Here is a 20,055-nt window from a genome sequence, read left to right on the forward strand (position 1 = left end):
TCAGTCCTCGATGCGCTCGAACTCGGAGTGCTTGTCGAGGTAGCTACGCAGCTCAGGGGAAGTTGCCGTAATCCGCCCCGCCGTCACCTTGGTCGTCTCGCCGCTGGGCAGCACCAGGGTGCGCGAGGTGTAGGCCTTGTCGCGAAAGACCGCGACCGGCGCCAAAGCAGGGACGCGATCGGCAGGGGCCACAGCGGCCTCGGAGGTGGCGGTTTCTTCTTTCTTGCTCATGTCGATACCTCGGAAAAACGAAGAAGCCCGCGCAATGGCGGGCTTCTGTAGGTGGTGTTCGGGTTATTGATTGCCGCCGTCAGCGACGACAGCAGCAGCGACATCGAGGCACTTCCTGATACTTATTGCTGGAAAGTCCCATGGCTAGCGCTTCCGCCAAAATCTCGTTCGGGATGCCTTCCAGAGCCTTTAACCAGTAAGCTCTCGCTCGGATACCATCCATTTGCTTGCTGATCTGATGCTGGATGACTTGAGATACGGCACGGAGCTGATCCTCACGCTCTTGCTCTACCAATTTACTTTCAGGAGCCATGGACATGACTTCCTCCAATATTGAGCGTTTCGATGAAATCACCGGCAAGGTACTTGGCACGCTGTACGAATCGTTTCCCGTCCCGGTAACCCTGCACGCTGAAAAATTTGTCGAGCCTGCAACTTACTACCACGAGAAAAGCGGCATGGATCTCCCTAGCCAGGAGGCCGAGTTCTTCGTTGCCTGCGTGCGATGGCTGGCTGATGCCGACTACCTGCGTATAAATGGAGGCGATTACCTCGTGGTTTATGAAGCCGTATTGACCGCTAAGGGGCTGGAGACGCTGAAGGCGGTACCCAGGAGCCTTGACGACAGCGCATCAATTGGCGAACAGCTCATCGAAGCGACCAAGAGCGGAGTAGCGGGCCAGGTCAGGGAGCTCTCCAACAACGCCCTTAAGCGCGGTTTCGCCTTGGCCTACACCACAGCGGCCGAACTGATCCGCAACAGCCAATAGCCCAGCCTTCAATGCTTATGGTTTGGCGTGTTCCCCAAGGTGTCGATAATCCGGCCACCGCCCAGGATGTCGCCGGAGACGTTCAGCTTGCCAGTTACGGTTGAGTCACCAGACAAGGCGGCGCCTCCGTTCAGTGCGGCTGAGCCAGCTACGGCCAGAGTCTCGGCGAGGGTCGCGGGGCCGTTTACGGTGAGCGGGCCGTCGATGGTCGTGGGACCCACCAGGCCGATCGCGCCGGCGGTGACGGTGACCTTGCTGTCCGTGACCTCCGCGACCGTCCCGCCGACAGCGATTTCCACCGTACCGGTCGGCAGCGAGATGCTGTAGCGCTTGGCCGTCCAGTCGTAGAGCAGTTTTCCACCGTCTGGAAAATGCCACGCCTCGACATGGTCGCGATCATCCGGCGCCTCACCTGCTTCGCCGTATAGCCCCGGCACGAACGTGCCGCTGGCCGGGTCGCCGCTCGGGCTGAACAACACGCCCTGTTCGCCAATGCTCGGTGCCCGCCAATGTCGGGCACTGCCCGCGGCGACGGCATGCCAGCGCACCCAGGCGCTGGTCCACTCGCCATCCGACACCCGGCACACCGGTGGGGTGGCTGTGGTGTCGACCGCCACGACGAAGCATTCAATCGCCAGGTTGGCGATCATGCGGTCATGCTCGGCGAGGGCAAAGCTCACTGCAGCTCCTCCGGCAGCACGTCTTCATCGCCGAGGTTGAAAACCAATGTGCCCGGTTGATCGTCCTCCCAGACCCATTCGAATTGGCCAAGGCTGAATTCGTGGGTCCACTCGACCAGCCAGACGCAGTAGCTGTCCAGTTCAGGCTTCATGAAGTCGGGCGAAGCTCGGATGAACTGGGCTGTGCCAATAGGCAGATCCCATTGCTGGTCATGCAGCAGAACTGCCAGCTGTGACGCGAGCATTGATGCCGCGAGGTTCCCGACTTCGGGGCGGCTGTCCACGACGATGCGCGCCTGAAAGCGGCCGATCAGCGCCGTTTCGCCGGTGCCGGGCTCGACGCCCGGTTCCAGCTCATCCAGTTCGATCAGCACGGCCGGCAGGGTCACACGACGCTTGATGTCGGGCCAAGCTTCGGCAAAACGAATGGCGGGCATCTCAGCGAGGATGGTCGCGCCAATTGCGCTATACATCTGCTCCAGGTTGAGTTCGGTCATCGAGCGTTACCCATTAATTTGTGAAGCTCGTAAGTGGCTTCCTGACGCAGCAGTTCAAGCAAGCGCTGCTCGGCCTGGGCGACCCAGCGCTGGAAATGCGGCCGCACGCCCTCAAGGCTGATCTTGGCTTTGGCCACCGGAAAGCGGCCTACCATGCTGCCGTCAAGGTTGCCCCCGCCGCGCTGAAGGTCCGGGTAGTTCTGGGCTCGAAAGTGGGGGCTATGCGTGCGAATCCAGATATCTGGATCAGCGCCATAAACACGCTGGTAAAACGCCCCCCGGTAGCTACGCTTGCCGACGGTAACGCCTGCCGCAGTTTGACGTGGGCGTCCTGTCTTGCTGGCCGGCAACGCGTTGATGCCGAACCACAGCTCGCCCTTTGCGGCAGCACCCTTGGCACCACGAATGCGCAAGCGCTCACGCACCGCGCGCACCGCAATTTGTTCCTCGCGACTGACCGCCCGGCTGACATGCGTGCGCAGCCAGCCGAGCGTCTTGTTGATAGCGCTGCGTTGTGCGGCCTGCAGCGCTTTCGGTGAAAGCTTGGCCAGTTCTCGCCATGGCTTGAGAGCCTCTTCACCCACCTGGACGAAGAGGCTGGCATCGCTGCGGCGGGACTTGAAGTGGGTGCCTACGCTCATTCAGTCGGTCTCAGCTTGAGCAGCGTCATGCCGGCCTCCGGCGCTTCGACATCGACGACTTCGTATTCGCCGCCATCAGGCGCGGGTAGATCGATGATGACAACGGAGCCGCGTACTGCGTCCCCAGCATCGCGGGTGCGCAGCAGCAGGGTGGGTTCGGCAAGACCCGTGTTGAGACGCCCGAGCTGCGGCTGGTCGCCGCTGAGTTCGAACATCCCGTTAACAGGCACACCGTCCAAAATGGCGGCATCGCCGAGGACGGCGAATACCGCCTCGTCGATGGCTTCTACGCTGCGCCGCCAGTTCATCAGGCGGTCAGCTTGATGACAGCGCGCGGGCGCGTGCAGATGTGCAGCGGGTTGGACTGCGCCTCGCCGATTACACCTTTGTCGAACGGCAGACGATCCAGCTTGGCGTAATGCGGCACGCCCAGGGTGTTGACCGTTTCCATGTAGTTGGCCGGGGCGTAGATCGACATGAACAGATCCTCGACGCCTTCCGGTACCAGGTAGGCTTCGTTGTCGCCGATGAACGCCTTGTCGCCGACCTTGCCGCGATAGCGAACCCAGAGCACCCCGCCGAAGGTGAAGGCCTGACGGCGATCGCCGAGCAACGCATCGGCCTTGGTGGACTGCAGGTAGACCTCCTTGACCGTGTCGTCGCTGACCAGCTTGGTCCAGAACGTCTTGCCGCACAGGGCAATGGCGCCGGTGCCGGTGGCGTTACCCAATGCATCGTCTTGCATGTCCAGCGCTTCGCCCGCCGTCGCGCTGACATCCGCAGTGCCAAACTGCATGGGCAGCTTCTGCTGGGTGATACCGAAGCGCTGGAACAAGTTGACCAGCGGAGTGGTGCCGTCGGCGTCGACGATCAGCCCCTTGATGCCGCCGATCCGCTGGAATTCGTGGGTCAGTTCCAGTTGCTTGCGGGCCTTCTCGATGCGGGTGTTTACCACGTCCTGCACACCTTGCAGCTCGGTGCGCGAGCCGTAAGCACGGATACCCTGAATCTCATCCGCCAGGATGGTGAACTGCTGCGGCAGGTGCACGGTGTTGAACGGGATCAGTTCACGCTTGCTACCGATGACCACATGACCAGGCGCGCTGCGCGGAGCTGCCGGAACCAGGGCCAGCACGTCGCCGTCCTTTTCGATTTGCTGAGTAACGCTGAGGCTGCCTTCTTCGTTGTACAGGCCCAAGGCGGCGATTTGCCCCGGCACCGCGTGCTCTTCGTTGATGGTGGCAACCAGGTTCGGGACGCTGAACGCCTCGTCTTCAAAAATGGAAATCTCGGCCATGGTGGGCTCCTAAAAATGACAAACCCCGCAGAAGCGGGGTTTAGGTGTCGGGTTGGCTGTGGCGGTTAGGGGCGAATGACGATGCCTTGGGCCAGCAAATCGGCGGCGCCGTCAGCGTCCAGGTCGGTCAGCAGCCGTTCGATAACCTCGGCATCACGAACAACCCCGACGCTGCGCTGCGCCTCGGTCGAGGCGCCGACCGGCGCGTAAAGAATGGCGGCTGCGGTTTCACTACCGTCTATCGGCTCAGCGGCCGGGTTGTAGGGTGCGTACTCGCCGGTTGCGGTGAGCTTGCCCAGCACTTGCCCGGCAGGCAGGGTGCCCGCTGTGGCGACCACGATAATCTCTTCGCGGCTGCGCGTGCCGTTGGCCTCCGAAAGGAGAAATTCGCCGGCGTGGACGCCTTCGGTTTTGATGCTCATTTATGCGCTCCTTTCGAGGCGTTGGGCTTACGGCTGGCGTAGATGGCGCCAGGGTCTGCGGCTTTGTTGGCGACCACCGGTTGGTGATCGTCCAGCGGGGGTTGGTTGTTGATCTGCACCTGACTGCTGTTGACCACGATCTTGTCGTACAGCTTGAGCTTGGCGCCGTCGGCATCGAGGCCGTCCTTGATCAGCTGCTCGGCTTCGGCTGGCAGCTTGGCCATGACGCAGAGGTCGCGAACCGCCTTGGCGCGTACCACCTCGGCCTGGACAGCGGCACGATTCTTGAGGCCACTGGCCTTGATCAACACGTCGGTGTAGTTGCTCAGACCGGCATCTTTACAGGCGGCGGCCAGCTCGACGGCCAGGGTGGCGGCGTCAGGCTCGGGCTCCGGCTCGGCTGGGGTCGGATCGGGATCAGGTTCCGGGTCGCTATTCGCCAGTAGGTCCAAGGCCGCTTGCGGGGTATTGCGGTAGCGGTTGAGGATCTTGCCGTGGGCGTGGTTGCTGACCTTGGCCTGTTCACCCGCGAGGATCTCGTCGACGAAACCGTGGGCCTTGGCCTCGCTGGGTGTCAGCCAGGTTTCTTCGTCGATCAGACGGCGCAATTCGGTGTCATCGATGGCCAGCGGGCGGCGCTGGTAACTGGCGACGATGCCTTCCAGCGCCTTGTCCATCATGTCCGCCACCTGGCGCAGTTCGGCGGCGTTACCGGCGGCGAAGGTCCAAGGGTTGTGGATCATGAACAGGGCGTTGTCGGCCATTTCCACGCGGTGCGCGCCGCAGGCGGCGATGCTGGCCGAGCTGAAGCAGGCGCCAACGATCTTGGCCGTGCAGCGCTCGCCCAGGCCAAGCAAAGTGTTGTGGATGGCAATGCCGTCGAAGAGGTCGCCGCCAATGCTGTCGAAGTACACATGCACCGGAGATGTGCCGTCATCCTTGGCCTTAAGGTCGCGGATAAAATCGCCGGAGGTGATCCCCCAATAACCGATCTCGCCATAGACGTAGATCTCGATCACCTGCTGCTCGGCCTCGCCAACCGCACGAATGCTGTACCAGTGCTCGGCTTTCAGGTCCGGCACACCGGCCTTGTTCAGAATGCGCGGTTGGGCGGCAGTGCAAATGCCCATGGCCGCCAGCGAGACGGCCAACGCCAGGGCGTAGTGTCGTTTGCGGTTCATTGCTGATCCTCTTTGTCGACCGCCTCGGCGAGGGTGTCGGTGGAATAGTTGAGCCCGAGCGTGCGAGCGCGGGCGTTGTCCTGGGCGTTTTCGTCGTCGATGACTTCCGCGTCGTAGCCGGTACGTAGTACGTGCTCGCTGCGGCTGGCGAGGCCGCCTTTGATTTCCAGCAGCTTGCCCTGCACGTCCTGCACGGGGTGGATGTAGGCCCAGCCCTGCGGTACCCAACGCGTGCGCAGATAATCGCGGCGTTTGGCGGTGTAGTCCGGCAAATGGATGGCACCGGCGAGCACCGCCGTATCCATCCAGGCGGTGCGCACCGGGCGGCAGAGCTGAAACACGTACACGGAAAACTGCAGCTGTTCGATGCGCCGGCGGAACTCGTTGAGCAGAACGCGCAGCACCCGGTCGCTGATATCGGCCATGTCGCCCGTAAGCAGCTCGTAAGGCAGCCCAACACCCGCAGCAACGGCTTGCAGTTGTTGCCGCATAAAATCGACGTAGGTGTTGCCGGCATCCGGCGGGTCGGAGAATTTCACCTCTTCGCCCGGCATCAGTTCCTGCATGGAGCCCGGCTCCAGGCCGACCATCGGCGCGCCATCGTCGTCAGCTTCGATCGGCTGACCAGTCAGCGGGTCCAGCGGCGGTGGCCCGTCCATCCCCTGTTTGGTGATGAAACCCGCGAACAGGTTGGAAACCTCCTGGCGAAACAGTACGGCATCGTCGTAGTTGTCCAGCGACTTGAGCCGCAACAACACCGGGGCCAAGCGCGGGATGCCGCGCAGTTGGCCACCTTCCAGCGGCTCGAAGATGTGCAGTACCTGGTCGGCCGGGATGCGGTGCAGTTCGTTGTAGCTGTAGCCATTGGCCGTGGCGTCGCCTGGGTGGGTTTTGTACATCCAGTAGGCGATACGCTGACCGATGCCGTTGAACTCAATGCCGGCCCGAACAATGTTGCCAGCGCGGGTCTTGAAATTCTTTTCAGTGGGCACGAACTCCGGTGCCAGCACCTGCAGTTGCAGCGGCACCGCCAGCCCATCATCAGCCTTGCGATGGCGCAACCGCACAAAGCATTCGCCGCTCTCTTCCACCATGCGGGCGATCACCGCCTGCTGGCCGTAGAAGTCGGTCAGGCTATCGGCGTCGGACTCGTCAACCCAGTCCTCCCAGAGCTGATTCAGCGCTGAGCGCAAGTCAGCATCCTTGATTCGTGCGCGAGGCGTAATGCCGCTGCCTATCAGGCTACTGACGCGCCGGTCGATGGCGTTGAAAGCGTAGGGGTCGTTGCGCACCGCCGCCCGCGAACGCTTGCGTAGGGCCGGCAGCGCTGGGATGGCCACCGCATTGAGGGCCGCTTGCGGTGCGTCCCAATCCTTGGCGCGGCGACCGGTACCCGCAGCCTCGTAGCTGTTGCGGATGCGCGTGGGCGTATTTCGAATGCGAGTCATCAGATGCCCTTGCCCCTGCTATAGAGCCGCGTAACCCGAGGCCGCCGGGATTGTGCGGCAGCCTCGATGGCCGCCGCCTTGGCGTACTCGGCTTCCAGAACGCGGAGGCTGGCCAAGGCGGCACGGTCAACCTGGCGGTCGCCCTTGCGAACGGACTGCCCGGTTTCGAGGATGTCCTTGATCGACGCCCGAACTTCGTTCAAGCGTTGCTGCGCTGTGCTCATGGTGGCCTCGTTTTGGATTAGCGTCGGGTCAGGTAACTGCTGCGTGAACTGCGCGTTTCGCGGCGTGACGCGCGACTCGCGGTCGGTCCGTCGAGATCGAGGCCAAAGTGCTGCTGGGCAATACGCAACATGGCCAAGGCGCCGACGGCGCAGTCGAGTGCTTCGTTGCGCCGGCCTCTGGCATCCCAGCGGTAGACGCGCTGGCCCTTTTCGATCTTGAGCACTTTGCTCTCAGCGGTGAGCTGCTTGAGCTCGGATTCGTCACAGACGGCGTCGTCTGCAGGAAGGTGGATGACGCCGGGGATGATCGCGCCGGGCTGCGGTTGCAGACGCAGGCGGCTGTAGATCAGCTCCTTGGCGTTATCGGTGCCGATCATGGTCAAGTACACCCCTGCCTTGTGCTTGGTCTTCGGGAAGTCCGCGATGGGCTTGCCGTAGATGCTGTGGCCTTTGGTGGGGATAACCCAATGCACGCCATGCTTGCGGCTCTCGGCATACACCTCGTCGGTGTAGTGGCCACCCGAGTCCCAGCCCCACAAAGCGACGCGCAGCCGCTGTCCGTCTTCCCGCGGGTACAGGTCATGCAGACGTTGTCCCACCTTGCGGCGCAGTTCCTCGCCGCCTGGGTCGCCATAAAGAATCCAGCGATCCACCAGCCAGCTTTCCTCGCCAGGAGCCCAAGCCCAGACGCGACCCTCGAAGCGGTCGTCTTGGGTATCGATGAAACCCGTAAGCACAACGACGCGCTCAGGCAACTGCTGCCAGACTTCGCGTCGGGCGTGCAGATGTTCCCATTCGACCTTCTCGCCTTCATCTTCCTCGAAGGTCTCGCCCAGAGTGGTATTACAGAAGGTCTTGAGCTTGTTGCGGTCGTCCTTGGCCTTGAGAAAGTCGATAACAATCCGTCCCCATGTGGTAAACGGGGAATAGGCCGTCCAAATGTGCCAGGTGACAGACTCAGGCGCCGGAATCGGTTCGCCGGCGTCATCGTGGTAGTCGATACCATCCAGGGTCCAAAAACTCGTTCTGTCGCAGATCCAGCGGCCGGATGACTGCTGTGCCTGCATTTCATGCTGCTGGACAATGCAGCCGTGGTGCTCGCAGACGTACCAGGCGGCCTGAGGTCTGTCGCGGTCCCACTTGATACCGAAGTCGCAATCCTTTCCACCCCACTTGAGTGCCTGTTCGGTTCCACAGTGCGGGCACGGGACATGCAGCCGGAAGAAATGCGGCGACTCGCTGGCCGCCGCTTCTATCTGGCACTGGCCTTTGATCTTGGGTGTCGAGCCCCGGATGCTCTTAGGGAACGTTGAACCTTCGATGCGCTTGTCGCCGAGGAATGTCGGGCTGCCCTCTTTCTCGACGTCCTGGTCGAACGCGGCCAGTTCGTCATAAATGACGGTGTCGGCAGACAGCTCGCGGTAGTTTTTCGCCGCCGCTCCGCCACGGCACCAGAGCTGCTTGCCGTGGGTGAAGCGCTTGGTGTCCAACGTGTTGTCGCGGTGTTTGCTGCCGTACCAGGGCGCAAGGTCACGCACCGACGGTACGTCGCGGATCATGGTTTCGATCTGCGATTTCATAAAACCGGAGGCGCTGCCGTCGGTGGGTACCAAAATCAGGATGTTACGGCGCTTGTGTTCGACCTGGTACGCGGCGGCGGCCAGCAGCATTTTGGAATAGCCGACTCGCGCCGACTTGATGACATTGACGGTGCGGATCTCGTCATTGCCCATGCTGTTGAGAATGGCGACCTGGAACGGCAGGGTCTCCCAGCGGCCTTCCTGATAGCTCGACTCGCTGGACAGGTAGAAATTTTCGTCTGCCCACTCGACAGGCGTCTGCGGAACTGGCCGGTACAGTGGGCGCAGCCCCTGACGCAACGCCTTTGCTAGCTCGTCAATCTGCGGTATCGAGATATTCATTCAGCAGTCCGGGCAGGCGCTCATCCAGCTCCGATGCCCGGTTGCGTGCCTTGGCCAGCTCGCGCTGGACGGATTCGATATGTCGCACTTCGAGGTCGGGGTGACGGCGCTTCAGGGTGAGCGGCAGGGTGTCGAGTATTGAGGCCACTTCGGCGGCCAGCTTCGACATGACGAAAGTTGCAAATTCGGTCGGCACCGACTGGCGGCGCGTGATGTCGTTCTTTAGCTCCTGACCTTCAGCCTGGGCTGCAGTGAGCCGCAGGCGCTCTTGCAGCAGCTTCATCTCGGCAAGAGGGTCAATGTCGTCAGGAGTGTCGCTCGCTTCCGGGCGTTTCACCTGACCGCTGGCTAGGCCTCGCAGATAGCCGATATAGGCAATCCGGCATGCGTCAACATCAAGTCCACCGATCCCCTTGGAGCCAGGCATGACGCCGTCTTTGAGCAGATTGCGCACCTGCCTATCACTCAGATCGAGATGCGCAGCGACTTCGACTTGAGTGGCCATAGTTCACCGCTGACGGAACCGGAAGCGGTTCATCTGGAAAAAGCTCGTATGTAGTGAAGGATCGCGCCCCTTCGTACCCGCAGTGCATCAATAGCCCCAGGGGCCCCGGCCTAGCTGGACAGCATCTATGGTCCGGTGGCCCCGCGACTTCACCTCACAACCCTCACGGGTTTTGGCGCCGCATTCGGCCATATCGACCTCACAGGGTTACATGGGGTTGTTTTGCTTTCGTAGGGGTTGTGCTGGCAATGTGTTACTGCGAGCTTACGGCCTTCATTACTGAGGAGACGGCAAATGGAATTCAAGAACGCAACAGTGATCTTTATGTCCTGCCACTTCGAAGAGGCTCATGTCGCAAATGATGTGGCTGGCAGCTTCTACCCCGTTATCAACCGCACTCAGACAGCAGGCGTTGTAAATGAGTTACGCAAGCCTGGAGAGCTATTGCTAGCCACGGACCAGTTCCAGGCATGGGAGAAGGCAGAGCAGATTCGCATTGAACATCCAGAGGGCCAATTGAGGCTCTTTGTGAGCCCAGGGACTGGCCGCATCAAAAATGATCAGCTGTGCTTCATGGCTCGCTAACCATTTGGTAGTTGCTCCCGTTTCACTTTCCCGAGGCGATTGAGGCTGCGCACCCGGACGACTCATACCCGCCGAGCTTCGTGTGCAGCCTCACGCACCCTTCCCCGCTTGCAGTGATAGCAACGACCCATAGAATAAGCGCGCAGCCAATCAGATGAATCACCCAGCCAACCAAGAGCGCCATGAGCTGCAATAACACCCTGACTGCTCTCATACGCCTGCCCTGCGCTTTGCCTCAAGCACCGCATCTACAATCTCAGTGATCTGCCGGTCCTTCTTTGCCTCGCTCCAGGCGAACAACGAGCGAACCAGCAGCCAACCCGGTAGGCCGCAAATGAACACCACCCCAGACAGCGCGATCATGCCCACGTCGTCCTGCGCCCAATGACCTATCTCCAGCCAGCGAACTACAAATGCGCCGCCTCCAGCGCTGAACGCGAGTGTGCTTATCAGTGCAACGCAGAATTCACGAACCGTTCTGGGCAGCGTCATTGCCATTACAACAGCAGCAACCAGCACCATTGCGAACCCGGACACGAAGCCAAACGCCCCGAGCTTATAAAGAGCAATGCCACCAGCTGCAGTCAGGGGGCCTGGTTCGGACATGGTGATTCCTGTTGATTTCATAAGGCACTCCCGGCTTTTGCCTGGTGTGTCGTGTTAGGTCGGCTCACCAGCGCTATGCGGTCCGCCAGAGCAAAGAGGCAGGCGCGGGAGCCGAAAACGAAAAAGCCCAGCGCAGTGGCTGGGCTCGGAAACAAAAAACCCCGACACGATGGCCGGGGTTCTTGGCGTCACTCCTACACGGGCGCAGGAATGACAGGATGGGCAAATACTCGGCAATCCGGCAAAGGATGTCAAGCGGCTTCGGCGCGCAGCACTCCTTCCGCTATCAATATCTGCTCAGCCTCGATCAGCGCCTCGCTGACCATGCCCTCCAACGTCTTGATGATCAGGCCCCTCCAGTGCCGTCGGGTACGCTCCGGGCTGGCCGTCTCGTCCCAATTGTTCATGTCGTACCAGCCCGCAGGCAGCACGATCCAATCACACGTGGAGCGCTTGCCTTCCGCGCCCTTGAGCTGCGGTATTGCCCAAGTCGTCACCGCACGATCAACAAAGAGCGTCGGCGCATGGCTTGCGATCAGCGGAACCAGTGCATGGATCGCCGAGACCTTTCGTAGCTTGTGCGTACTGTACCGAGCCACCAGCGCAGCCCAGTGGCGAGCCTTGAGCTGGCTGTGGAGCCGAGCAAACACCCAGCAGTCCGCATTCAACCGGTCCGCTGGTGAAACGCTCGGGCCAGCCGGACGAGCATCGCCGGCGGCATACAAACGCTGCCAGGCCTGCTTGGCCGTGTTATCGATGCACTCCGCTGCTAATGCCGAAACCACTGCACTCAACACATTCTGATAGACCATGCTTCCCTCTGCCCCTACTTCTAATCGCCAGTCCGGCTACCTGCCGGGCCCTGATAGTCTGCAGCTGCTCCGCTTGCTGGAGCCGGCCGCCTGGCCAGCTCACGGCGAGCCAGCGTGAGCGCCCTTCCTAGCGCCGCCGTCAGAACCTCTACCCCGCACCCGTCACCACCCCGCTCAAGCTGGTACCCACTGCCGAAGCACCCAGGGCACTGGAACTGGTGAAAGATCCCGAGCGTGTAGCCCTGCCCATTGCACCCCGTGCACTCAACCAGCCCAAAGAAATCACGCGGCACGCACCACCTCCGTCGGTGGCAGAGCCAGATAAGCCGTGATCTGCTCCATTGCAGCCGCCATTCCTTTGCATACCACTGCCAGATAACCCTCAGCAGTCAGCAGCTGAACCATCTCTTTCTGGCTCGCCGACACGGCAGCATCATGCGGCGGGGTCGCCTTGAACTCGATGAACAAACCGAAGTACCCGCCCCGGGCCATGGCCAACTGCAAGTCGGGTATCCCCGCCTTCACGCCTTGCGCCTTCAACTTCGCCGCAGTCACCTTGTCCCGACGACCGCCGTTCGGGGTGTGCCAGGTCACTGCAAACGCGGCCTGATGACGAATCTGAATCCAGCGCACCAACGCCACCTGCTCCCGCCCTTCGTAGTCCACCGCTGGCATCCGCCGCTTCGGTGCAGCCCACTTCTTCACCGCCGTTTTATCCATTTGCATCTTCCCCTAATGGAAATTCCAGATTCGCCGCAAAGCCCCGCCCGCTCTGCCTAAGCGGCTTTTGTGGAAAAGCCCGTTTCGTTGTTTTTCAGTCCGTGTGCCTCGGCAAAACCACGCTCGTCCAGCCATGCGTGCCAGCTCTCCAACGCCTCGCGCCGCATCTGGTTCACGGTGGTCTTGATGTACGTGCCCGCCAGCTTGCCCATCGAGTGATTCAGCAGCATCTCGCCCACCAGGTAATCCACCCCGATTTCAGCCCACATCGTGCGCGCCAGCTTGCGCAGGTCATGGCTTGTCCACGCCCCGCCGCTCAACTCGGCAAACACCTTGCTCGCCTGGGTAGCGCTCAGCGGCTTGCCGCCCTGCATGGCGAACACCCACTGGCTGTTATGCCGGGCCTCATGCTGCAACTCGCGGTAGCGGGTCAGCAGCGCGCAGACCTGCTGCGTCAGCGGCACTACTAGCTCTTGCTTCGTCTTCGTGTTCTGCGAGGGAATGATCCAGACGCGATCGATCATGCTGATGTGCTGCCACTTCGCCTGAGTGGTCTCGCCGATCCGTGTTCCGTGCGCCAGCATCATCAAGGCCAGCAGGCCGGCCAGCGGATTGCGCTCGAATGCCGCGCACAGCGTCGGCACCAGCGCCGGGGCATCCACCGGCAACAGGCCTGCAGGGCGCGGCGGCAACTTGCCCGACCAGAAGTCACGGAAACCCACCCCAGCCAATGGGTCGCGCTCAATGCGGTTCTGCCGGGCCGCCAGCGCTAGCGCCTGTTGCAAGCCCTGCAACGCCTTGTGCACGGTGTGCGGTGAATGCGTCTGCTGCATCGGCCACACCAGGCGGTCATCCACCTCGGAGCGGTTCAGCTTTTTGAGCGTCACCTTGCCCAGCGCCGGCAGCACATGCCGACGCATCAGGCTGGCCATCGTCCGCCGGTAGCTGTCCGAAACCGAGCGGTTCGTCTCCAGCCGCTCAACCCACCAGGTCACCACCTGCCCCACTGTGCGCATGTCCGCCATTACTGCCTGCCTTCAAACTTGCTCACCGGCTCGCCTGCCATGTGCGCTTGGATAACTGCCAACACGCCGCTGCGTTTCGTCCTGTAGGCCATCGGGGCAGACCAATGCGGCGGCGTGATCGAAAACGTCACCTGCTCGGCCACGTTCAGCTCGGCCACCGTGTAGCCGGTATCGGTGATCCAGCAGCGCGGCGTCGCCTGCCCGTCACGGTTGAGCTTGGGCGCCCAGCCAATGGCCTTAACGGCATCAGTCACGTCGAAATTCCTCGTCCTGTTCCCACACACGAATCGCAAAATGTAGGTAGGCAATGCCGCCGAGGCCTGCCAGGCAGATCAGCCCCTGAAACATGAACTCAGCCATGGACAACCCCTCCCCGCACTCGGGACCGCAACGCCGCCAGAGCTTCGTTGCCCACCTCCGGCGTGCGTGGCCCAGCCTGCTCCGGCAAAGCGGCGACCGGCGCAGGTGCCAGCGTTTCGCCGCGGCCAATGGCTCGGCATTGATCCAGGTACTTGCGTTCGAACTGCTGCAGCCCGTGCTTGCGCTCCAGGCGCTGCAGGTGGAAAAAACCGACCGCCACCGCCGCGTGATACACCGCTGGATGGCTCCAGGCGCAGCGCTCAACCGTCGAGGTGTGGGTCTTGCGCATCGCCTCGGCATACGCTCGCTCCAGCGACGGCAGCCCGAACGCTTCCGGCGCGAAACACCAGCCGATAAAAACCCCCACCGCCGGCACAAAGGCCTCACGGTTTTGCGCTGCCAGGCGCAGGCCGTGCTGGATCTGCTCAAGGCTGCGAATACCGGCCCGCATGAACTCCGCCAGCCACTCGCGCTTCGCTGCGTTCAGCTCGCGCTCGGTTGGCCAGGCTTGCTTCCACGCCGGGTAAATTCCCTTCAGGCGGTCGAACAGGTCTTCGATCACTGCTCGGGTGGAGGGGTCGATGGCCACGGCCACGCTCGGCGCCAACGGAGCGGACTGCGGACGTAGCGCGGCGACCACGCTGGAGGCGAGTTTGGGAGTGTTCACAGCATCACCCCCTCGGCAGCCCAGTCATCAGGCTCGCCAGCAGTCGGGGCGCCAGCAGCACGGGCAGCCTGGCCCTTGGCATGCTTGACCAGCCGGTGGCACCAGCCGCCCTGAGTGTCCGCCATGCTGCGAGTCAGCCAGAACGCCACGAACTCCAGCACCAGTTCGGTGGTGATCGCCGTCACCGGCACGGCCTGCATGCGCAGTTGGGTTTTCAGGGACACCTCGTCCGGCTGCCACGCTTCGTGCATTTCAAACCGTTGCCGCGCATCCGCAGTAGTACCGTTAGGTACTGAAGAAGAAGATGAAGATGTAGAGCCGTCACCTTGCCGCTGGATTGATGCGTCATCGAAGCCTTCACCAATGGGGGGCTTAGGTGATGCCTTTTTAGGCTTCGCGGGAGGTTTGCCGCCCTCACCAAAGCGGGTCGATTCACCCCGCACGGTGCGCACATATTCATCACGAACCATGCGCGGGCTGAACCAGATCGGGCCAGCCTGTGCGGCTACCAGTTCAACGGGCGCGCCCTCACGGCGACCGCTGCGCGGGGTGAAGATCATTGCCTCGCAAACACCTTTCTCTGTGCCGTACAACACACCGCATTCCACCAGCTCGTTGAGCAGCTTCAGCGGGCAGCCCAAGGCCTGGGCCAGCTGCTTCAGCGGCCAGCGCAACATGCCGTATTCGTCACTGTCGTGCAGAAGCCCCATCAGCTCGATCCACACGCCACGCGCAGCCCAGCTGCAACGGCGAAGCTTGGCGTTATTGCGCCAGTCGGCCGGGTAAAACTGGAAGGAAGGACGCCTCACTTGCCATCCCCCATCTTCTGCGCCAGCACAGCCAGACCCTTCGGGGTCACGCGCACCTGGGAGGCCAAACGCTGTTGGCTGTCGTCATCGATGCCGATCACCGTCACCTTATGTTCGAGCAGGCCAGCTTGTAGGCGCGGCTCAAAGCCCAGCCAGTGCATCGAGCCCGAGCGGCGATAGATCCAGCGATTGGCCTGCATCCACTCCAGCAGCAGCTTGCGCTGCACGCCCAGGTGCTTCGCCGCGTCGGTCAGGCACATCGCGCCACGGGCATCGGCGATACGCTGAAGCGCCTCAACCTTGGGTGCCTGTTCGCTGACCACCAACTGCAGGCGGGTGTTTTGTTCGGCGAGGTCAGCCGCCAGGCGCAGGGCCTCGGGCAGGTTCTGGGGTAATGCGGGCGTGGCGGCCTGCTGTTCCAGCTCGATCCAGCGATCCACCACCGCCGCCAGCAGGCGGTCATTTAACTTCGCTGCAATCACCAGACTGTTGCGCTTGTCAAAGTGCATCACCAGGCGAGGACGGCCACCGAGGGGGTTATGGGACGATTCTTCCCGAAACCCCAAGAGCCCTTTTGCGGCAAGGGCGTTGGCCTTTTTGCGAAACTCGTTGTGCTCGATATGGAGCAGCTCGGCCAGTTGTTCGCTGGTCATCGTGCGCGCCACGTTTTCGCATAATGCTAAATGTGGCGCGGTACGGTTCAGATTGCTCTGGGTTGGATAGGCGTCCATAATGCTCCCCGTTATGTGTTGTTGAAGAAGCCCGGTTGCCCCCGGGCTTTTTTATGCCTGCGATTTGGTACTGGATAAAACCCCACCCCTGCCGCTTGTCTGCATTTTCCAAGGCTCAGCCCGTAAAGTGCGAGTCATGGAAAACGCAACGATTCATCACCTAACCCACCAGTCGGTCAGCAACGGCCAGGGCCTGCTCTGCGCAGTCGTGAAGGATTTTCAAATCAGCCCCGGTGGGATCGGTTTCGCGACGGCCACGACGCTCAGCAAGGTCATGAGCGGTACGGCGGTCGACGGCGAGGTCTTGGTCTGGTGCAGGGCTTCTACTGGACGCAGCGACATCCCAGGGGAAGGTCGGGCAAAGCTGGTCGCGCCGCACCCTGCCCTCCGTGAGCGCCTCAATTTGCAGGGCACGCTCAGCAGGAACAGGGCGGGAGCCCGAGCTCCATTGGCTCACGGTGGGGGGGCTAACTTTGAGGGACCCGGCCAGGGCGGCTTTTCCGCCGACAAACTTGGCGGCCCGCTTAATCGCTTCAGTGGGGGTCATTGAGGTGTTCTCCAGATAAACCGAAGAACAGAATAAGGCATTAGCTAATATCAATACAAGTCATTGCCTAATCTACAGCTTATGAGGCCATATTAGGCAATGCTTACCGGCTCAGAACTCGGCGCCGCCATCGAGGCTGCACGAATTAAAAAAAACGTTCCGAAGAATGCCCTTGCAAAGGTGTTCGGAATCTCTGCGCCCTCTGTAAACGGTTGGGTATCAACCGGGCGCATCGACAAATCGAAATTGATAGAGGTTATCCGCTACTTTTCGGACGTGGTTGGTCCCGACCATTGGGGTCTGTCGCCTGATGATGCCGCTCTCTTGCATATTGCGCCCTCCCCTAAGGCCCCTACGTCTCAGGCTGAGTCCGCAGCTGACGCCGTGCTCAAGATGCTGGCCAGGCATGGGAAGAGTCTTTCTCGCGAGGCGCGGCAGCAGATCGTATCCGCTGCGCAGGAATCGCCACAGAGCCCCGGCGCCAGCAACGTAATCACCGCCGACTTCTCCCGCCCCGGCCCAGTGGGCGACGAGATCCGCATCGCGCACTACGACGTTCGGGCGGCGATGGGTGATGGCCAGATGGTTCCCGACTATCCCGAGATCATGCAGGACATCGTGGTTAGCCAAAAGCACCTGGCAGAGCTGGGCGTCTCCTACAAAGACGCCGCACACCTGAAGATGCTGACCGGCTGGGGCCAATCAATGGCGCCCACCATCCAGGACTTGGACCCGATGATCGCGGACGCGAGCATTCGCGAGTTCCAGGGCGATGGGATATATGCCTTCAGTTGGCAAGGCCATTTCTACGTAAAGCGCTTGCAGGTTATCGATGCCGAGCACTTCGACATGATCTCGGACAACCCGAACCACAAGGACCGAGAGATCAGGATCGACGAGACCTACATCCAGGCACGCATCCTGCTGGTCTGGAATGCGCGGAAGGTGTGAGGCGCAGACAAAAATTATAAGCGGTACTTTCCCGGCTCCAGCCGGTTTCTTGATCACAGGGAGGGGCATCAATGCGCGCACTGAAAACGGTTTTTTTCCATCTGCTTTACACGTTCCGAGGGTTGTTCCGTCTCGCCTGCAAAATTTTGGGCGGCCTGTCCCTGCTGGGTTTCGTGTTTTCGCTTTTTTGGGATCACTTCACCACAGGCCAAAGCGTCTTTGCTCTGGCTCTGAGCGTGAGCTTGGGGGCGCTCGCCTGGTATTACGACGTCCTGCTGCTAAAGCTGAAGCCCGATAACGTCGATCTCATTCTTATGCAGTAAGCGAAGCTGCGCCGCGAACATCGTCGCCCAAGGTCTCGATTACGAGGCTGCGGCCCCAGAGGCGCCGAGCAAGATCAGGGTTTGAAGCTAAAAAAACTTCCTGCTGCGGATGCCATCCTCAAGGCACCGCGGTTCATGGAGATGGTATGGCTGCGGCAATTACAAATTTAATGCTACGGATACTCGCAAGCAGCAAAGTATAGCCAGGAAAGGATGTCATGAAGCTAAGCTATTATGGTTATTATCTAAAGAATCGCACAACACATCGCCGACTGAATGTTGACCTTAGCGCTTTCATGACTTCTTTCGCGCAGCTTGATGCTCCCGATTTCAAGTTAAGGTTCAAGCATAACTCTGAGCATTTGTATCTTCACAGGCTCAGCGGAAGCGTTTTCATATTCGCAATGACGCGCGATAGCGAGAAGTTCAAAAGAATCAACACCTCAGACCTCTCAATTGGCGAGATTCAAAACCTCCTCGGTAGCGACGAGAAAATTGGCTTTGCCTCCTATTTGACTTTTAGAAAGTCTTTTTTTGGGTTTGCATCGGCATCCTTCTCTCCAAAGTTTGACACCTTCTGTAATTTGGTAAACGCCATTCTTCACGCCACAGGCAATGGGAGTTGGGAGTTCTGCGTGCACCCGCTCGCTCACCAAGCAACGAAACAGCAAGCGGTGCACATGAGCTATATAGGGAAGACCACTATTGAGGTCTCGGGCCAAAATTCCCTAAAGAAAGACTTTCTTGCATTTCTCGGCGCCGAAGATTCTGACGATGAGCTCGAAGCCTTAGAGATCACGTTGAAGCCCAAGAAAGGACATAGCATCAAATCGGTTGCTACCAAGTTAGTTAACTCCGCATCCGAAGATGGTGTAGAGAAGCTAATTATGAAAGCCAAGAACGATGCAATGTCTGCCATGCTCGATTTATATATTGTCGGCCGTGGTATAATCTCCGATGAGATCGGAGTCATGGATGAGTCAAAAATCCCCTTAGCAATCGAAGATAAGATAAGGGCAAATGTTAAGCTCAAGGAAAGACTGCAGGAATTCATAAATGATGACCAGTACGAGAAACCGACAGCTAAAGATCTTAATCTTTGCTCTGACGTCAGCGCCTGGTCCCATCTTATTCATGATTTACAGGACGATTATAGGCTCACACCCGGAATTTTCCCTCAGCCTGTATGAAAGTCGCAGTGCTCTCAGTAGCATACTCGCCTCTTATGCATTCACGATGCTCGGCTTTCTTGCTGCTGTCGTAGCTATACTTCTCAGCTTCTCTCAGTCTGCCGCATTCAATAGATACAGAAAGAAAAACTACTTAAACGCATTCTTTTTCCTTTACGCTTATTGCATTCTTACGTTGGCACTTACCTTTGTTGCATCACTGCTTTGCCTGTCAGCTAATGCCTCTGATATCTTCATGCGTACAGCCATTATCCTGGCAACAAACAGCCTTATTCAGATTGCATTCATTGGGTTGGCGATCACAAATATTTGCAAGAGAGCGATAGATCATCAGAGATGATTGACCTCCAGCAAGGATGCGCCATGCGATACGCCCTGTCTCTTACCCTCCTCCTGCTCTCCTCCCCTACCCTCGCCGGCATGCTTGAGTGTCGCGTGATCGGCATTGCCGACGGCGACACCCTCACCTGCCTGACTGCCGATAAGCGCCAGGAAAAGATCCGCCTGCGCGGCATTGACGCGCCTGAGCGTAAGCAGCCCTTCGGCGAGCGTTCCCGGCAGCACCTTTCTGACCTGGCCTTCGGTAAACCAGTGACAGTTCACTGGACCAAGCGCGATCGCTGGGGTCGCATCGTTGGTGCTGTATGGGTCGAGCCTGCTGACTGTCCAGGCTGCGGCCATACGCTCGATACCGGCGCCGCCCAGCTCTACGTCGGCATGGCCTGGTGGTACCGGGCCTATGCAAAGGAACAGCCCCACCAGGAGCGGCATCAGTACGAGTTCGAGGAAGCCGAGGCGCAGGCCCGCGCCGTTGGCTTATGGCACGATGCCGATCCCGTGCCACCCTGGGACTGGAGACGTAAGAAGCGCTGAGCTACACAGCAACCAAGCCCGCCACTGAGCGGGCTTTT

Annotated in this window: 28 protein-coding genes; 7 read left to right on the top strand and 21 right to left on the bottom strand. The window is 60.3% G+C overall.

Going from position 1 to position 20,055, the window contains the following annotated elements; translation table 11 throughout:
• Entirely contained in the window at positions 1-231 is a 231-nt protein-coding gene (locus ACTV8E_RS04110; protein WP_443198581.1) for a hypothetical protein, read from the bottom strand.
• A gap of 317 nt (positions 232-548) precedes the next feature.
• Here ACTV8E_RS04110 and ACTV8E_RS04115 point away from each other — a divergent pair, with 317 nt between their 5' ends.
• Entirely contained in the window at positions 549-1,001 is a 453-nt protein-coding gene (locus tag ACTV8E_RS04115; RefSeq protein ID WP_443198582.1) for a hypothetical protein, read from the top strand.
• Between the two features lie 8 nt (positions 1,002-1,009).
• Here ACTV8E_RS04115 and ACTV8E_RS04120 read toward each other — a convergent pair whose 3' ends face one another.
• From ACTV8E_RS04120 to ACTV8E_RS04170, 11 genes are all read right to left on the bottom strand, one after another.
• A complete protein-coding gene (locus tag ACTV8E_RS04120) occupies positions 1,010-1,681 on the bottom strand; it encodes a phage baseplate assembly protein V (RefSeq protein ID WP_443198583.1) in 672 nt (223 codons plus the stop codon).
• On the bottom strand, positions 1,678-2,178 hold the full coding sequence (locus ACTV8E_RS04125) for a hypothetical protein (protein WP_443198584.1): 501 nt from the start codon (positions 2,176-2,178) through the stop codon (positions 1,678-1,680). Before ACTV8E_RS04125 ends, ACTV8E_RS04120 begins: the two co-directional genes overlap by 4 nt.
• A complete protein-coding gene (locus ACTV8E_RS04130) occupies positions 2,175-2,819 on the bottom strand; it encodes a phage tail protein (protein ID WP_443198585.1) in 645 nt (214 codons plus the stop codon). Before ACTV8E_RS04130 ends, ACTV8E_RS04125 begins: the two co-directional genes overlap by 4 nt.
• Positions 2,816-3,127: a head-tail joining protein gene (locus ACTV8E_RS04135; protein ID WP_443198586.1), complete on the bottom strand. Its 312-nt coding sequence runs from the start codon at positions 3,125-3,127 to the stop codon at positions 2,816-2,818. Before ACTV8E_RS04135 ends, ACTV8E_RS04130 begins: the two co-directional genes overlap by 4 nt.
• Positions 3,127-4,116: a major capsid protein gene (locus ACTV8E_RS04140; protein ID WP_443198587.1), complete on the bottom strand. Its 990-nt coding sequence runs from the start codon at positions 4,114-4,116 to the stop codon at positions 3,127-3,129. The genes ACTV8E_RS04135 and ACTV8E_RS04140 overlap by 1 nt, the downstream gene beginning before the upstream one ends.
• 65 nt (positions 4,117-4,181) lie before the next feature.
• A complete protein-coding gene (locus ACTV8E_RS04145; RefSeq protein WP_443198588.1) occupies positions 4,182-4,538 on the bottom strand; it encodes a head decoration protein in 357 nt (118 codons plus the stop codon).
• Entirely contained in the window at positions 4,535-5,719 is a 1,185-nt protein-coding gene (locus ACTV8E_RS04150; RefSeq protein WP_443198589.1) for a head maturation protease, ClpP-related, read from the bottom strand. The genes ACTV8E_RS04145 and ACTV8E_RS04150 overlap by 4 nt, the downstream gene beginning before the upstream one ends.
• Positions 5,716-7,167, bottom strand: coding sequence for a phage portal protein (locus tag ACTV8E_RS04155; protein ID WP_443198590.1), 1,452 nt, complete (start codon positions 7,165-7,167; stop codon positions 5,716-5,718). Before ACTV8E_RS04155 ends, ACTV8E_RS04150 begins: the two co-directional genes overlap by 4 nt.
• The gene (locus ACTV8E_RS04160) at positions 7,167-7,391 is read right to left on the bottom strand and encodes a hypothetical protein (RefSeq protein WP_443198591.1); all 225 of its coding nucleotides are present in this window, start codon (positions 7,389-7,391) and stop codon (positions 7,167-7,169) included. The genes ACTV8E_RS04155 and ACTV8E_RS04160 overlap by 1 nt, the downstream gene beginning before the upstream one ends.
• Before the next feature lie 17 nt (positions 7,392-7,408).
• Positions 7,409-9,313, bottom strand: coding sequence for a phage terminase large subunit family protein (locus ACTV8E_RS04165; RefSeq protein ID WP_443198592.1), 1,905 nt, complete (start codon positions 9,311-9,313; stop codon positions 7,409-7,411).
• Complete coding sequence (locus tag ACTV8E_RS04170) at positions 9,288-9,818, bottom strand: terminase small subunit (RefSeq protein WP_443198593.1); 531 nt, start codon at positions 9,816-9,818, stop codon at positions 9,288-9,290. The genes ACTV8E_RS04165 and ACTV8E_RS04170 overlap by 26 nt, the downstream gene beginning before the upstream one ends.
• 294 nt (positions 9,819-10,112) lie before the next feature.
• On the opposite strand from ACTV8E_RS04170, the gene ACTV8E_RS04175 reads away from it, so the two are divergent.
• Positions 10,113-10,403: a hypothetical protein gene (locus ACTV8E_RS04175; protein ID WP_443198594.1), complete on the top strand. Its 291-nt coding sequence runs from the start codon at positions 10,113-10,115 to the stop codon at positions 10,401-10,403.
• A 210-nt stretch (positions 10,404-10,613) separates the two neighbouring features.
• Here ACTV8E_RS04175 and ACTV8E_RS04180 read toward each other — a convergent pair whose 3' ends face one another.
• The 9 genes from ACTV8E_RS04180 to ACTV8E_RS04220 all read right to left on the bottom strand — a co-directional run bounded on the left by ACTV8E_RS04180 (position 10,614) and on the right by ACTV8E_RS04220 (position 16,680).
• A complete protein-coding gene (locus ACTV8E_RS04180; protein ID WP_443198595.1) occupies positions 10,614-11,030 on the bottom strand; it encodes a hypothetical protein in 417 nt (138 codons plus the stop codon).
• A 230-nt stretch (positions 11,031-11,260) separates the two neighbouring features.
• The gene (locus ACTV8E_RS04185) at positions 11,261-11,821 is read right to left on the bottom strand and encodes a hypothetical protein (protein ID WP_443198596.1); all 561 of its coding nucleotides are present in this window, start codon (positions 11,819-11,821) and stop codon (positions 11,261-11,263) included.
• A gap of 282 nt (positions 11,822-12,103) precedes the next feature.
• Entirely contained in the window at positions 12,104-12,541 is a 438-nt protein-coding gene (locus tag ACTV8E_RS04190; protein WP_443198597.1) for a VRR-NUC domain-containing protein, read from the bottom strand.
• Between the two features lie 56 nt (positions 12,542-12,597).
• Positions 12,598-13,566, bottom strand: a complete 969-nt coding sequence (locus ACTV8E_RS04195) for a tyrosine-type recombinase/integrase (protein WP_443198598.1) — start codon at positions 13,564-13,566, stop codon at positions 12,598-12,600.
• Entirely contained in the window at positions 13,566-13,820 is a 255-nt protein-coding gene (locus ACTV8E_RS04200; RefSeq protein WP_443198599.1) for a hypothetical protein, read from the bottom strand. The genes ACTV8E_RS04195 and ACTV8E_RS04200 overlap by 1 nt, the downstream gene beginning before the upstream one ends.
• A 98-nt stretch (positions 13,821-13,918) precedes the next feature.
• Positions 13,919-14,593, bottom strand: a complete 675-nt coding sequence (locus tag ACTV8E_RS04205; RefSeq protein WP_443198600.1) for a replication protein P — start codon at positions 14,591-14,593, stop codon at positions 13,919-13,921.
• Positions 14,590-15,402 (bottom strand): DnaT-like ssDNA-binding domain-containing protein, encoded by an 813-nt coding sequence (locus tag ACTV8E_RS04210; RefSeq protein ID WP_443198601.1) that lies wholly within the window; start codon positions 15,400-15,402, stop codon positions 14,590-14,592. The genes ACTV8E_RS04205 and ACTV8E_RS04210 overlap by 4 nt, the downstream gene beginning before the upstream one ends.
• On the bottom strand, positions 15,399-16,055 hold the full coding sequence (locus ACTV8E_RS04215; RefSeq protein WP_443198602.1) for a phage antirepressor KilAC domain-containing protein: 657 nt from the start codon (positions 16,053-16,055) through the stop codon (positions 15,399-15,401). The genes ACTV8E_RS04210 and ACTV8E_RS04215 overlap by 4 nt, the downstream gene beginning before the upstream one ends.
• Positions 16,056-16,293: 238 nt before the next feature.
• Positions 16,294-16,680: a transcriptional regulator gene (locus ACTV8E_RS04220; RefSeq protein ID WP_443198603.1), complete on the bottom strand. Its 387-nt coding sequence runs from the start codon at positions 16,678-16,680 to the stop codon at positions 16,294-16,296.
• A gap of 99 nt (positions 16,681-16,779) precedes the next feature.
• Here ACTV8E_RS04220 and ACTV8E_RS04225 point away from each other — a divergent pair, with 99 nt between their 5' ends.
• From ACTV8E_RS04225 to ACTV8E_RS04245, 5 genes are all read left to right on the top strand, one after another.
• A complete protein-coding gene (locus tag ACTV8E_RS04225; RefSeq protein WP_443198604.1) occupies positions 16,780-17,631 on the top strand; it encodes a S24 family peptidase in 852 nt (283 codons plus the stop codon).
• A 71-nt stretch (positions 17,632-17,702) separates the two neighbouring features.
• A complete protein-coding gene (locus tag ACTV8E_RS04230; RefSeq protein ID WP_443198605.1) occupies positions 17,703-17,954 on the top strand; it encodes a hypothetical protein in 252 nt (83 codons plus the stop codon).
• 218 nt (positions 17,955-18,172) lie between these two features.
• Positions 18,173-19,144, top strand: a complete 972-nt coding sequence (locus ACTV8E_RS04235) for a hypothetical protein (RefSeq protein WP_443198606.1) — start codon at positions 18,173-18,175, stop codon at positions 19,142-19,144.
• Positions 19,089-19,484, top strand: coding sequence for a hypothetical protein (locus ACTV8E_RS04240; protein ID WP_443198607.1), 396 nt, complete (start codon positions 19,089-19,091; stop codon positions 19,482-19,484). Before ACTV8E_RS04235 ends, ACTV8E_RS04240 begins: the two co-directional genes overlap by 56 nt.
• A gap of 23 nt (positions 19,485-19,507) precedes the next feature.
• Positions 19,508-20,017, top strand: coding sequence for a thermonuclease family protein (locus tag ACTV8E_RS04245; protein ID WP_443198608.1), 510 nt, complete (start codon positions 19,508-19,510; stop codon positions 20,015-20,017).
• Positions 20,018-20,055 lie beyond the last annotated feature (38 nt).

This window comes from Pseudomonas sp. B392_1p (genome assembly GCF_052245235.1).
Lineage (GTDB): Bacteria > Pseudomonadota > Gammaproteobacteria > Pseudomonadales > Pseudomonadaceae > Serpens > Serpens gallinarum.

Bases quoted from the DNA above. Each gene is read 5' to 3' on its own strand.
- ACTV8E_RS04110 (WP_443198581.1), bottom strand. From the start codon at position 231: ATGAGCAAGAAAGAAGAAACCGCCACCTCCGAGGCCGCTGTGGCCCCT.
- ACTV8E_RS04115 (WP_443198582.1), top strand. From the start codon at position 549: ATGACTTCCTCCAATATTGAGCGTTTCGATGAAATCACCGGCAAGGTA.
- ACTV8E_RS04125 (WP_443198584.1), bottom strand. From the start codon at position 2,178: ATGACCGAACTCAACCTGGAGCAGATGTATAGCGCAATTGGCGCGACC.
- ACTV8E_RS04130 (WP_443198585.1), bottom strand. From the start codon at position 2,819: ATGAGCGTAGGCACCCACTTCAAGTCCCGCCGCAGCGATGCCAGCCTC.
- ACTV8E_RS04135 (WP_443198586.1), bottom strand. From the start codon at position 3,127: ATGAACTGGCGGCGCAGCGTAGAAGCCATCGACGAGGCGGTATTCGCC.
- ACTV8E_RS04140 (WP_443198587.1), bottom strand. From the start codon at position 4,116: ATGGCCGAGATTTCCATTTTTGAAGACGAGGCGTTCAGCGTCCCGAAC.
- ACTV8E_RS04145 (WP_443198588.1), bottom strand. From the start codon at position 4,538: ATGAGCATCAAAACCGAAGGCGTCCACGCCGGCGAATTTCTCCTTTCG.
- ACTV8E_RS04150 (WP_443198589.1), bottom strand. From the start codon at position 5,719: ATGAACCGCAAACGACACTACGCCCTGGCGTTGGCCGTCTCGCTGGCG.
- ACTV8E_RS04155 (WP_443198590.1), bottom strand. From the start codon at position 7,167: ATGACTCGCATTCGAAATACGCCCACGCGCATCCGCAACAGCTACGAG.
- ACTV8E_RS04160 (WP_443198591.1), bottom strand. From the start codon at position 7,391: ATGAGCACAGCGCAGCAACGCTTGAACGAAGTTCGGGCGTCGATCAAG.
- ACTV8E_RS04165 (WP_443198592.1), bottom strand. From the start codon at position 9,313: ATGAATATCTCGATACCGCAGATTGACGAGCTAGCAAAGGCGTTGCGT.
- ACTV8E_RS04170 (WP_443198593.1), bottom strand. From the start codon at position 9,818: ATGGCCACTCAAGTCGAAGTCGCTGCGCATCTCGATCTGAGTGATAGG.
- ACTV8E_RS04175 (WP_443198594.1), top strand. From the start codon at position 10,113: ATGGAATTCAAGAACGCAACAGTGATCTTTATGTCCTGCCACTTCGAA.
- ACTV8E_RS04180 (WP_443198595.1), bottom strand. From the start codon at position 11,030: ATGAAATCAACAGGAATCACCATGTCCGAACCAGGCCCCCTGACTGCA.
- ACTV8E_RS04185 (WP_443198596.1), bottom strand. From the start codon at position 11,821: ATGGTCTATCAGAATGTGTTGAGTGCAGTGGTTTCGGCATTAGCAGCG.
- ACTV8E_RS04190 (WP_443198597.1), bottom strand. From the start codon at position 12,541: ATGGATAAAACGGCGGTGAAGAAGTGGGCTGCACCGAAGCGGCGGATG.
- ACTV8E_RS04195 (WP_443198598.1), bottom strand. From the start codon at position 13,566: ATGGCGGACATGCGCACAGTGGGGCAGGTGGTGACCTGGTGGGTTGAG.
- ACTV8E_RS04215 (WP_443198602.1), bottom strand. From the start codon at position 16,055: ATGACCAGCGAACAACTGGCCGAGCTGCTCCATATCGAGCACAACGAG.
- ACTV8E_RS04220 (WP_443198603.1), bottom strand. From the start codon at position 16,680: ATGACCCCCACTGAAGCGATTAAGCGGGCCGCCAAGTTTGTCGGCGGA.
- ACTV8E_RS04225 (WP_443198604.1), top strand. From the start codon at position 16,780: ATGCTTACCGGCTCAGAACTCGGCGCCGCCATCGAGGCTGCACGAATT.
- ACTV8E_RS04230 (WP_443198605.1), top strand. From the start codon at position 17,703: ATGCGCGCACTGAAAACGGTTTTTTTCCATCTGCTTTACACGTTCCGA.
- ACTV8E_RS04235 (WP_443198606.1), top strand. From the start codon at position 18,173: ATGAAGCTAAGCTATTATGGTTATTATCTAAAGAATCGCACAACACAT.
- ACTV8E_RS04240 (WP_443198607.1), top strand. From the start codon at position 19,089: ATGATTTACAGGACGATTATAGGCTCACACCCGGAATTTTCCCTCAGC.
- ACTV8E_RS04245 (WP_443198608.1), top strand. From the start codon at position 19,508: ATGCGATACGCCCTGTCTCTTACCCTCCTCCTGCTCTCCTCCCCTACC.